This is a genomic window from Proteus columbae (assembly GCF_002777965.1).
Lineage (GTDB): Bacteria > Pseudomonadota > Gammaproteobacteria > Enterobacterales > Enterobacteriaceae > Proteus > Proteus columbae.
Map to the genome: position 1 here is coordinate 44,642 of NZ_NGVR01000020.1, position 11,660 is coordinate 56,301.

11 protein-coding genes are annotated in these 11,660 nt (G+C 38.6%); 3 read left to right on the plus strand and 8 right to left on the minus strand.

Going from position 1 to position 11,660, the window contains the following annotated elements; all coding sequences use genetic code 11:
* Positions 1 to 9 precede the first annotated feature (9 nt).
* Complete coding sequence (dsbC, locus tag CBE70_RS08990; RefSeq protein ID WP_100159078.1) at positions 10 to 717, minus strand: bifunctional protein-disulfide isomerase/oxidoreductase DsbC; 708 nt, start codon at positions 715 to 717, stop codon at positions 10 to 12.
* Between the two features lie 33 nt (positions 718 to 750).
* Positions 751 to 1,689 (minus strand): site-specific tyrosine recombinase XerD, encoded by a 939-nt coding sequence (gene xerD / locus CBE70_RS08995; RefSeq protein WP_100159079.1) that lies wholly within the window; start codon positions 1,687 to 1,689, stop codon positions 751 to 753.
* 108 nt (positions 1,690 to 1,797) lie between these two features.
* Here xerD and fldB point away from each other — a divergent pair, with 108 nt between their 5' ends.
* Positions 1,798 to 2,316 carry a flavodoxin FldB gene (gene fldB, locus CBE70_RS09000; RefSeq protein WP_100159164.1) on the plus strand — a complete coding sequence of 173 codons (519 nt, stop codon included), beginning with the start codon at positions 1,798 to 1,800 and terminating at the stop codon, positions 2,314 to 2,316.
* A 16-nt stretch (positions 2,317 to 2,332) separates the two neighbouring features.
* Here the strand turns inward: fldB and CBE70_RS09005 are convergent, their stop codons facing one another.
* Both CBE70_RS09005 and sdhE read right to left on the minus strand, forming a co-directional pair.
* On the minus strand, positions 2,333 to 2,740 hold the full coding sequence (locus CBE70_RS09005; protein WP_100159080.1) for a protein YgfX: 408 nt from the start codon (positions 2,738 to 2,740) through the stop codon (positions 2,333 to 2,335).
* Between the two features lie 483 nt (positions 2,741 to 3,223).
* Positions 3,224 to 3,499, minus strand: coding sequence for an FAD assembly factor SdhE (gene sdhE / locus CBE70_RS09010; protein ID WP_036913402.1), 276 nt, complete (start codon positions 3,497 to 3,499; stop codon positions 3,224 to 3,226).
* Positions 3,500 to 3,763: 264 nt separating this feature from the next.
* On the opposite strand from sdhE, the gene ygfZ reads away from it, so the two are divergent.
* Both ygfZ and CBE70_RS09020 read left to right on the plus strand, forming a co-directional pair.
* On the plus strand, positions 3,764 to 4,750 hold the full coding sequence (gene ygfZ, locus CBE70_RS09015) for a tRNA-modifying protein YgfZ (protein WP_100159081.1): 987 nt from the start codon (positions 3,764 to 3,766) through the stop codon (positions 4,748 to 4,750).
* Positions 4,751 to 4,781: 31 nt separating this feature from the next.
* Entirely contained in the window at positions 4,782 to 5,384 is a 603-nt protein-coding gene (locus tag CBE70_RS09020; RefSeq protein WP_099074840.1) for an HD domain-containing protein, read from the plus strand.
* A gap of 90 nt (positions 5,385 to 5,474) precedes the next feature.
* On the opposite strand, the gene gcvP is transcribed toward CBE70_RS09020, so the two are convergent.
* From gcvP to ubiI, 4 genes are all read right to left on the minus strand, one after another.
* Positions 5,475 to 8,351, minus strand: a complete 2,877-nt coding sequence (gcvP, locus tag CBE70_RS09025; protein WP_100159165.1) for an aminomethyl-transferring glycine dehydrogenase — start codon at positions 8,349 to 8,351, stop codon at positions 5,475 to 5,477.
* A gap of 133 nt (positions 8,352 to 8,484) precedes the next feature.
* Positions 8,485 to 8,877 carry a glycine cleavage system protein GcvH gene (gcvH, locus tag CBE70_RS09030; RefSeq protein WP_100159082.1) on the minus strand — a complete coding sequence of 131 codons (393 nt, stop codon included), beginning with the start codon at positions 8,875 to 8,877 and terminating at the stop codon, positions 8,485 to 8,487.
* A gap of 34 nt (positions 8,878 to 8,911) precedes the next feature.
* A complete protein-coding gene (gene gcvT / locus CBE70_RS09035) occupies positions 8,912 to 10,006 on the minus strand; it encodes a glycine cleavage system aminomethyltransferase GcvT (RefSeq protein ID WP_100159083.1) in 1,095 nt (364 codons plus the stop codon).
* A gap of 414 nt (positions 10,007 to 10,420) precedes the next feature.
* Complete coding sequence (ubiI, locus tag CBE70_RS09040; RefSeq protein ID WP_100159084.1) at positions 10,421 to 11,656, minus strand: FAD-dependent 2-octaprenylphenol hydroxylase; 1,236 nt, start codon at positions 11,654 to 11,656, stop codon at positions 10,421 to 10,423.
* Positions 11,657 to 11,660: the final 4 nt, after the last annotated feature.

Consider the following 11,660-nt stretch of genomic DNA (forward strand, 5'->3'; position numbering starts at 1 on the left):
AAAACGTAATTACTTCTCTTTTTTATCTAATAATTCAACAAGGTTTTGAGCAGAAAGATATCCACCATAAATACTGGCATTAGGTAATACAATAGCAGGTGTGCCTTGGATCCCCATCATGGTGCCTAATTTAAAGTGTTCATTGATATTGATTTTTTTACATTCATCAATAGGAATAATTTTGTCCCCTTTAAATGCACTGTCTAATGATTTATTAGGAAAACCACTACACCACACTGCATTCATTTCTTTACTCACAATATTATTGCCAACACCGTTACGAGGAAATGCTAAATAACGCACTGTGATGCCCTGTTTATTCAGCTCAGGAACTTCTTGATGAAGTTTTTGGCAATAAGGGCAACTGATATCGGTAAAAATAGTGATCACATGGCGTTCATTACGCGCTTTATAAACAATCATTTCATTCTTAAGTGAGTCTACTTTTTTCATAATAACTTGATTAGCAATGCTAACTGGCTCACCACTACTAATGTTATAAATAGGCCCCGCAGTCAGATATTTACCATCATCTGTAATATAAAAAATGCCTTTGTCTGATAACACCGCATTTAATCCAACAATCGGTGTGGGTTGAATACTTTCTGCTTTAATTTGCATTTTAGCCAGTTGCGCTTCTATAGAAGCGTTGTCAGCAAGCACAGGCATTGACACCATGCTTAATAATATTGGCAACCAGAGTAATTTCTTTTTCATTTGAATTCCTATTTAACGCCTGCTCTTTAGCGGCTATCCCCTTGGATGATGTTGCTGATGAAGCGCTTTCAAGCGCTCTGTTGCAACATGGGTATAAATCTGTGTTGTAGAGAGGTCACTGTGCCCCAATAACATCTGTACAACACGCAAGTCCGCTCCATGATTTAAAAGATGTGTCGCAAATGCATGACGCAACACATGGGGTGATAGTTTTTCAGTATCGATCCCTGCTATCACTGCATAATGTTTTATCCGATGCCAGAACGTTTGTCGTGTCATTTTTTGCCCCCTTAAGCTAGGAAAAACAATATCGTCCGTTTTCCCTTGCATTAAGGTGGGTCTTCCATATTGCAGATATTGCTCTAGCCAGTAAATAGCTTCTTCGCCTAAAGGAACTAATCGTTCTTTATCGCCCTTACCAATAACACGCAGCACGCCTTGGCGTAAGCTAATATCAGAGAGGGATAATCCCACCAATTCAGAAACACGAAGCCCACATGCATAAAGGACTTCAAGCATTGCTTTATCACGCAATTCAAGTGGCTCATCAATACAAGGGGCATTGAGTAAATCATCAACTTGTCGCTCACTTAAATCTTTTGGTAAACGTTTGGGAAGCTTAGGGGTTGAAAGCAATGCGCTTGGATCATCTAAACGTAATTTTTCACGATATAAATATTGGAATAACCGACGCATTGTACTGAGTAATCGAGCTGCGCTGCTGGCTTTATAACCTTCATCTAAACGCGTTGCGAGAAAAGATTGCAAATCCAATGTAGTGACTGATAACCAATCTAATTGGTGATGTGCAAGCCATTGCCCTAATGCTTGTAAGTCTAAGCGATAAGAGCTAAGTGTATTTGCGGATAAGCCTTGCTCTAACCAAATATTGTCGAGAAATTGTTCAATGATAATATCAGTATCTTCATTGATACGAGTTGTCTTTTTTGTCGATAATTTGGTTTGTGACACAGTCTTACTCTCCCTCTCTTTAGTTTATCGCCTTTACATTATGCCTTATAAAAAAATTTTTCTGGTACAATAGTGACCTTTATTGGCAAAAATATCCTAAAAACCTTTATGAAAATTGGTCTATTTTACGGTTCCAGCACCTGTTACACCGAAATGGCAGCAGAAAAAATTCGTGATATTCTCGGTGAAGAGTTCGTTGATCTTCATAATGTTCAAGAGTGTGATATCACGCTTATGGAACAATATGACATCCTTATTTTAGGTATTCCAACTTGGGATTTTGGTGAGATCCAAGAAGATTGGCTCAATATTTGGGATACATTGCCGACATTGAATTTAAAAAATAAGCTGATTGCAATGTATGGAATGGGTGATCAGGTTGATTACAGCGAATGGTTTCTTGATGCATTGGGTATGCTTTACCATCATTTATTACCAAGTGGTGTTAAGTTTATTGGGTTCTGGCCTGTTGATGGATATGAATTTGTCAGTCCAAAACCTTTATCAGATGATGGTAAACATTTTGTTGGTCTTGCATTAGATGATGTAAACCAATTTGAAGAAACTGATGAACGTTTATCACAATGGTGTATGCAAATTCTACGTGAAGTAGAAGAAAAATTATAAATTTAATATCCAGATATTAAATGTCTGGATATTGCATTAATAACTGAGAAAAGTTACGCCACTCATTTTCAGTCATACTATCAAAAGCAACCCATAATGTGATTTGCTTTTTATTTAGAACAGAAGTCAACGTTATTCGAGTACCAAAACGGCTGATCCAAGGACGTTTTGTTATTTGCCATTCATGCAGTTTCCATTGAATTCGGTTGCCATTCAATAAAATAAAATCCCCTTTGATACGACTAATATTTTTTTGTGTGAAATACCAACTACCTATCAAGAAAAGTAACAATGGAACCCAAACATAAATAAAATCAGGAGGCCATGGATACAACAGTAAACCGATCACAAAGGCAACATAAACAACCGTTGAGAAGAGTTGAGTGAACCATGATACTGTGAGATGCGACTTCCATAAAATCACGAGTTATATTAACTCCTGCTGTAATTCTATACGGATATAAATAAGTTAAAGATAATAAAAACCAACCTATTTATAATGTAACTTCTTTCTTAACCTTGCAAATAGTTTATTTTATATTTTTAGCTTAATTATTTATTGTTACTTTTTCGATTTAATATGTACTCAAAAAAATATAACTTAATAATAAGTACGTAATTTCTATTCTTTTCTTAATTGCTGTTTTAATAAAATCAGCATACCTGATTTTTTTAAACATAAAGCAAAAAACATCGAAAAAAGGCAATTTAAGCGATCATTTTTAGAGATAGTGCGCAAATTTAACGCAACTACATTCTTTATTTCAGTAAATTTTAGAATGCCCTTAATGTTATTAAGTTTTTATATAAAAATAAAAAAGCCTTTATTTGATGAGAAAATAAAGGCGTCATTTTTAATCAATCTTAATTACTATTTAACCTATCGCTGATTTGATAATCTATTTTATTAATATTTATCAACGATCTCCGCCATTCTAGCTTTATTGCGATCTTGGATTAATTTCACCATATAATAGAGCGCATCATCATCAGGGCGTCCATGATTCATTAACCAGTTAAATAAATCAGGATCTGCACACTCTAGTAAACGAACAAAAAGCGCTTTATCGTTATCAGATAGCGTATCGTACTCATTCTCGAAAAAAGGCATGATAGAAATATCCAGTTCACGCATTCCACGACGACATGCCCAGTTAATTCGTGCTTTATTCTCTATATCGATAGTCATACTCTGCTCTTTACATTGTTCAAATCAAGAAATACCACTATTTCTTCCTAGCACTGATGATAGTCTTATCGCAAAATTTTTAACATCAAAATGATCACAGTTTGCAGGTTTAGTCTCATAGACAACCTATTGAACACACTTTCATTTGTTATTTATCAGATTCATTTTCTGTGCGTTAAAAATAATAATGACTTGCATTGTCTTGCCACTCTTTTACCATAACTGATGTATCTGATTAATTTAATATCTGGTGACATCATGACTCAAAATTCTACTCAGGCTAAACGCCCTCATGCAGCAATCAATTTGCCATTAACACTGGTTTCTTTAGATGAATGGTCACTGATAACAGCAACAGGTGCTGACAGTGAAAAATATCTACAAGGTCAGCTAACAACGGATATTGCAGCACTTCCAACAACAACACATACATTGGCTGCACACTGTGAAGCAAAAGGTAAAATGTGGAGTACACTTCGCTTATTCCACCAGCAAGACGGTTTTGCTTATATTTTGCGTAAAAATGTCGCACAAAAACAACTTGCTGAATTAAAAAAATATGCTGTGTTTTCAAAAGTAACCTTAGCTGAAAATACAGATAGCGTTTTATTAGGATTGGCGGGGCAAGGTGCTGCTCTTGCCCTAGCAGATTACTTTCCAAATATCCCTCGTAAAGCAAACGAAGTTGTTAATCACGATAATACTTATATTCTGCAACTCCCTTTACCTACTGAACGCTTTTTAATCGTAACAGACGAAGAAACAGCAAAAAATCTTGCAACAACATTAAAAGCAGAAGCCAGTGATAGTGAGCAGTGGTTAGCTTTAGATATTGAGGCTGGATATCCTATTATTGATACCCCAAATATTGAGCAATTTTTACCTCAAGCAACAAATCTGCAAGCATTACCACTGAGCATCTGCTTTAAAAAAGGCTGTTATACCGGGCAAGAGATGGTATCTCGTGCGAAATTCAGAGGCGCAAATAAACGTGCAATGTATCTGTTATCAGGTGGTGGAACTGAACTACCTGAGATCGGTGGTAGCATTGAATGGCAATTAGGTGAAGATAAATGGCGTAAAACAGGAACGGTATTAAGCGCTGTACGTATGGTTGATAATACTATTTTGGCTGAAGTTGTTATGAATAACGATATGGAACTAGATAGTGTATTTCGAGTTCAAAACGATAGCATCAGTCGTTTATCCATTAAACCACTGCCTTATTCTTTAGAAGAAGAGTAATTCTTATTTATCATAACCAATACGGACTTTTATGACACAATTACCTAAAGGGGCTTTTGGCCCCTTCTCTGATACTATTAACTTTATTATGGAGTTAGATAAACTAAAACGTGTTTATCGTAAAAATAATGTATTAGACAATAGTCGTTCCGAAAATACCGCAGAACATAGCTGGCACTTTGCCGTTGCAGCAATGAGTTTTCAGCCCTATGCAGGTGACATTGATATGGGACGTGCTATTCAGTTAGCCCTTGTTCACGATATCGTTGAAATAGATGCTGGCGATGTGATGGTTTATGACGTTGCCGCTCGCGAAGCGATTAAAGAGCACGAGCAAAAAGCCGCAAAACGTATTTTCTCTTTATTACCTTCCCCACAAAGTGAATATTTCCTCAATTTATGGCTGGAATATGATGCGGCTGAAACACCAGAATCTCAGTTTGCCAATATTCTTGATCGCACCATGCCGATGCTGATGAATTTACATAATGAAGGTCAAAGCTGGGTCGAAAATAATATCCGCTTAGAGCAAGTATTAGCGCGTAATCTGTTTATTGAAAAACAGTGGCCTGAATTTTGGCAATATCTCTACCCTCAATTATTAGAGGCACAGAAAAAAGGCTGGCTGAAGTAATCTATTTAATGCTGAATTTGTTAAATAAAAAATACCGATGGCTAACTTAACCATCGGTATTTTAATTTAAGAATATAGCTAGATTAAAACTTATTCATAGTCACTAATTGGCGCACATGAACAATGTAAATGACGGTCGCCATACACATCATCCAAACGTTTAACCGCTGGCCAATATTTGCTTTGCTTCGTTGCTTCACTTGGGAACACGGCACATTCACGACTATAACTATGTGACCACTCTTGCACTAATTCATATTGTGTATGAGGTGCATTAACTAATGGGTTGTCATCAATTGGCCATACGCCTTTATCTACCTGTGCAATTTCAGCACGAATAGAAAGCAGAGCTTCAATAAAGCGATCAATTTCAACTTTACTTTCAGATTCTGTTGGCTCAATCATTAATGTGCCCGCGACAGGAAATGACATGGTTGGAGCGTGGAATCCATAGTCAATTAAACGCTTAGCCACATCCATTTCACTGATACCGTAATTCGCTTTTAATGGACGAATATCGATAATACATTCATGTGCGACATAACCATCAGCACCAGCATAAAGAATGTCATAGTCATTTTTCAGACGTTGTGCGATATAGTTCGCATTTAAGATTGCCACTTGGCTTGCTTGTTTAAGCCCTTGTGCGCCCATCATACGGATATACATCCAACTAATTGGTAGTATTGAAGCACTACCAAATTGAGCCGCAGAAACAGCGCCTTGTGTAGTGACATTTTCCATTTCAACAACAGAATGCCCCGGTACAAACGGCGCTAAGTGTGATTTCACACCAATAGGTCCCATGCCTGGGCCACCGCCGCCATGAGGGATACAGAAGGTTTTATGTAAGTTTAAGTGAGAAACATCAGAGCCAATAAAGCCCGGTGTTGTGATCCCCACTTGAGCATTCATATTGGCGCCATCAAGGTAAACTTGTCCGCCATATTGATGAATGATTTCACAAACTTCACGAATACCTTCTTCATAAACACCATGTGTTGATGGGTATGTCACCATCACACAAGAGAGTTCAGCTTGATGTTTTTCTGCTTTGGCTTTTAAGTCTGAAATATCGATATTGCCATTATCATCACAACCAACCACCACCACTGTCATACCTGCCATATGAGCAGAAGCAGGGTTAGTACCGTGTGCTGAACTTGGGATCAAGCAGATATGTCGCGCACCTTCGCCACGGCTTTGGTGATAACGACGAATAGCTAATAAACCGGCATATTCACCTTGAGCACCTGAGTTTGGTTGCATACACATCGCATCATAACCCGTGAGTGCCGCAAGCCAATTGGATAGTTGTCCAATCATCACTTGATAGCCTTTCGCTTGATAGGCTGGGCAGAATGGATGTAGCTCTGTAAATTCAGGCCATGTGATTGGGATCATTTCAGCGGCAGCATTAAGTTTCATCGTGCATGATCCTAATGGGATCATCGCTTGATTCAATGCTAAGTCTTTATTTTCTAAACGATGCATATAACGCATCATTTCTGTTTCACTGTGATACTGATGAAAGTTTTCATGTGTCAGCACAGTGTCTTTACGTTGCATAGAAGCAGGGATTGATGCGGATGAAGAGGCAACTTGTTTATCAAGTGCATCAATATCACCAGCTAATGCTTTACCACTGATAATTTCAACGAGCTTTAATACATCTTCACGAGTTGTAATTTCGCTTAGTGTTACACCCACGGCACCCACAATATCGGTACGTAAGTTAATTTCGGCATCTTTAGCGCGTTGTAATACAGCGGCTTTATCTGCGGTATCAATCGTTAATGTATCAAACCAAGTTTTATGGCGTAATACCATACCGTTTTGTTGTAAACCGGCAGCTAAAATATCCGTTAAACGATGAATACGTTGAGCGATGGTTTTTAACCCTTCTGGCCCATGATAAACCGCATACATAGCCGCGATATTGGCCAGTAACACTTGGGATGTACAAATATTCGAGTTCGCTTTTTCACGACGAATATGTTGTTCACGCGTTTGCATCGCCATACGTAATGCGCGATTACCCGCAGCATCACGAGAAACACCAATAATGCGCCCCGGCATTGCACGTTTATATTCATCACGACAAGCAAAGAATGCCGCATGTGGGCCACCATAACCCATAGGAACACCAAAACGTTGTGCTGAACCTAATACGATATCAGCGCCTTGATGACCTGGTGCAGTGAGTACCACCAGCGCCATTAAATCAGCGGCAACACTGGTAATAATTTTACGCTCTTTTAGTGTGGCTAATAACTTGCTGTGATCATGAACTTCACCCGTTGTGCCGACTTGTTGCAATAGCACCCCAAAGACACCCTCAAGCTCTAAGACTTTTTCAGCTTTATCAACAACAACTTCAAAACCAAAGGTATCTGCACGAGTTCTGACAACATCTAAGGTTTGAGGGTGAATATCATCAGCGACAAAAAAACGATCCGCATTTTTCAATTTGCTTACACGTTTTGCCATTGCCATAGCTTCGGCAGCTGCTGTTGCTTCATCTAGCAACGATGCAGAGGCGAGATCCATTCCGGTGTAATCAATTGTCACCTGTTGGAAATTCAGTAATGATTCTAGACGACCTTGAGAAACTTCCGGCTGATAAGGTGTATAAGCGGTATACCAACCCGGATTTTCTAATAAATTACGCAAAATCACAGGAGGCAATACAGAAGGCGCGTATCCCATTCCAATGTAAGAAGTAAAACGTTTATTTTGGCTGGCAATCGCTTTCAATTCAGCCAAGGCTTCTTGCTCTGTTGCCCCTGCTCCCACATTCGGTGGTGTTTCTAATTGAATATTATCTGGAACAATTTTTTGAGTTAATTCATTTAATGAGGAGACGCCAACAGCACTGAGCATCTCTTTAATCTGTTCTGGTGATGAACCAATATGGCGACGAATAAATTCATCGCGATACTCTAACTGATTTAAAGTCTGTGTCATTGCAAGTAATTTCCTGAATTCACTATGAATGGATAGGTAAATAGCACAAGGCTTAAAGCGCATTGAGATAGCATTACGATAACAAGCTAACAAATAAAAACGCCCCGACATTGATTTGACGGGGCGCTTCATTTTACTCTTCGCTATCTACCAGTTCTTGATAACCGGCGGCATCTAGTAAGTCATCTAATTCGCTTTCATTATTTGCTTTAATGCGAAATAGCCAACCTTCTCCGTAAGGTGCACTGTTCACAAGTTCTGGAGAACCATCTAACTCTTCATTGACTGCGATAATTTCACCCGATAATGGTGCGTAAATATCTGATGCTGCTTTTACTGATTCCGCAACAGCACAATCATCACCGGCTGCGACTTCTCTACCCACTTCTGGTAGATCAACAAACACCATGTCACCTAATAATTCCTGTGCATGTTCAGTAATACCGATAGTGTATTCACCATTGCCTTCTGAACGGATCCACTCATGAGATTGTGCGTATTTTAATTCACTAGGTATTTGACTCATTGACCTTACTCTCCATTTAAAATAATTGTACGTGTTATACCAATGCTTTACCTGAACGAACAAAACCAGGTTTTACCACTTCTACTGGCATCTCACGATTACGCATTAATACAATTGCGCTATCTTTTATACCTGCAGGAACTCTTGCTAATGCAATACTAAAGCCTAATGTAGGCGAAAAAGTACCACTTGTAATAATACCTTCTCTTAACTCGCCTAAATCATCCGTAAAGTGTACGGCAGTGCCAGCACGTAACACACCTTTCTCTCGCATTACAAGACCAACAAGTTTATCTGTGCCTGTTGCGCGTAATTTTTCTAATGCTTCTCGACCAATAAATTGACGATCTTCAGGTGCCCATGCAATCGTCCATCCCATATTCGCTTCAAGTGGATTAATAGTTTCATCCATCTCTTGGCTATAGAGGTTCATTCCCGCTTCTAAACGTAATGTGTCTCTTGCACCTAATCCTGCGGGTTTAACTCCCACAGCTAATAATTTTTTCCAGAAATCGACCGCTTGCTCTTTTGGCATTGCGATTTCATAGCCTGCTTCACCGGTATAGCCCGTTGTTGCAATAAACAAGTCTCCAAGCTCTACACCATAGAAAGGCTTCATGGCAGAAACGACTTGGCGTTGTGCTTCACTTAATAAGCTTTGTACTTTCTCTTGTGCATGAGGGCCTTGTACAGCGATTAATGCCAAATCGTCACGAACAGTGATATCAACGACATAGTCTGAAGCATGTTGTTCAATCCATGCCAGATCTTTCTCACGAGTAGCGGAGTTCACAACAAGGCGATAGAAAGAGTCATCAAAGTAATAGACGATAAGATCATCAATTACACCACCTGAAGCATTTAGCATACCGGTATAAAGCGCCTTACCTTTTTCGGTGAGTTTAGCGACATCATTCGCTAATAAATAACGTAGAAAATCTTTAACTTGTGAGCCATGTAAGTCAACAATGGTCATATGTGAAACATCAAACATACCTGCATCACGACGTACAATATGATGTTCATCTATTTGGGAGCCATAATGCAGAGGCATCATCCAACCATGAAAATCGACCATACGAGCACCGCAGGCTACGTGCTCATCATACAACGGAGTCTGTTTTGCCATTCTTCCCTCTTTCTACTTTTACTTTAGATTATTCAGAGAACGTAATTTGTTAAATATAAAATTAAACTTGATTTGAAATCATAGTGTTAATCTCAAGCTTAAGTTTATTTTTAAACATAGATTTAACAAACACGAGCAATTAACGTACAACGCAAACGATACCATCCCCTTGAACTTAGCATTGTGAGAAAAAATAAACCATAAGTTAAAATAGGGTATTGTGTCTCTTAATCATAATGTAGACATATAGGTATGCAGAACTAATGATTGCAATTATGCGTATCAGCGCTCATTTTTAGCGAGGAATTACTGAAAAAAAGGAATTAGTGCAAAGAATAGACTGAAAAAATAGATTTTTTTAGTTCTATTTCTTCAGTCAGATATAAATAAAAGTAATGTGAAATAAGAGAGGAATTAGATTTTTTCAACTGAAGTGAAATTTTTATTACTTAACCATTCAGGTAAATCAGAAAGCCCCATTGCTTGCTCAAGTAACTTAGGTTTTACCCCCGGTAAACTATCTGCTAACGAAAGACCGATATCTCGAACTAGTTTTTTAACGGGATTATTGCCAGCAAAAAGTTCACGGAATCCTTGCATACTAGCCAACATTACAGCAGCCGCATGTTTGCGACGGCGCTCAAATCGTCTCAAATAGAGATATTCACCAAAATCCTTACCTTCTGCTTTTAATCGACGGATCTCACCGATTAACTCTGCAACATCCATAAAACCAAGGTTAACACCTTGTCCTGCTAAAGGGTGGATAGTATGGGCAGCATCGCCTAATAACGCTAAGCGAGGAGCGGCAAATTGGCGAGCATAACGACCTGTTAATGGTATGGTCATGCGATCACTGATTAATTCACATTGACCTAAACGCATATCAAAGGTCACACCTAGTGTGCGCTCAAATAGGTTTTTATCTGCGTTTTTATAACGTTCAGCGAGGTTGCTTGGTAAAGACCAAACAATAGAACAAGTATGAGGATCAGAAAGAGGTAGAAATGCCAAAATACCTTCGCCATGAAAAACTTGGCGAGCGATATTTTCATGAGGAAACTCAGTGCGAATAGTGGCAACTAATGCGTGATGTTCATAATCCCAAAAAGTCAGGGGAATATCTGCATGTTTGCGTAACCATGAATTAGCACCATCAGCTCCGACAACTAATCTTGCCGTCAACATTTCACCATCATTAAGGGTAATAAATGCATCATTTTCCCCCCACACCACGCGCTCAATCTGCGTTGATGAATAGAAGGTAATATCACTATGACTTTCACATTTTTGCCAAAGTACTTCACGAATAAGGTTATTTTCTATAATCGAGCCTAAGTGGCTGAACCCTTCTTTTTGTGCTGAAAACTCAATACGGCCAAAACTATCTTGATCCCAAACTTCCATGCCTTGATAAGGCGTAGTTCGTAATGCTTGTAAATTTTCCCAAACACCTAATTTTTTCAGTAACATTTCACTGGCTGTATTAATAGCCGATACCCTTAATGAAAAATCATCTTGTGGGTGAAAAAGCTTCGTTACTGGGTGATTTTCTATTATCGCTATACGTAATCCACACCCGTGTAATCCGCTGGCTAATGCAAGCCCAACCATTCCACCACCAGCAATAACAACATCAAATGATTTCATAATA

Coding starts and splice junctions, on each gene's coding strand:
- dsbC (WP_100159078.1), bottom strand. CDS start 717: ATGAAAAAGAAATTACTCTGGTTGCCAATATTATTAAGCATGGTGTCA.
- fldB (WP_100159164.1), top strand. CDS start 1,798: ATGAAAATTGGTCTATTTTACGGTTCCAGCACCTGTTACACCGAAATG.
- ygfZ (WP_100159081.1), top strand. CDS start 3,764: ATGACTCAAAATTCTACTCAGGCTAAACGCCCTCATGCAGCAATCAAT.
- CBE70_RS09020 (WP_099074840.1), top strand. CDS start 4,782: ATGACACAATTACCTAAAGGGGCTTTTGGCCCCTTCTCTGATACTATT.
- gcvP (WP_100159165.1), bottom strand. CDS start 8,351: ATGACACAGACTTTAAATCAGTTAGAGTATCGCGATGAATTTATTCGT.
- gcvH (WP_100159082.1), bottom strand. CDS start 8,877: ATGAGTCAAATACCTAGTGAATTAAAATACGCACAATCTCATGAGTGG.
- gcvT (WP_100159083.1), bottom strand. CDS start 10,006: ATGGCAAAACAGACTCCGTTGTATGATGAGCACGTAGCCTGCGGTGCT.
- ubiI (WP_100159084.1), bottom strand. CDS start 11,656: ATGAAATCATTTGATGTTGTTATTGCTGGTGGTGGAATGGTTGGGCTT.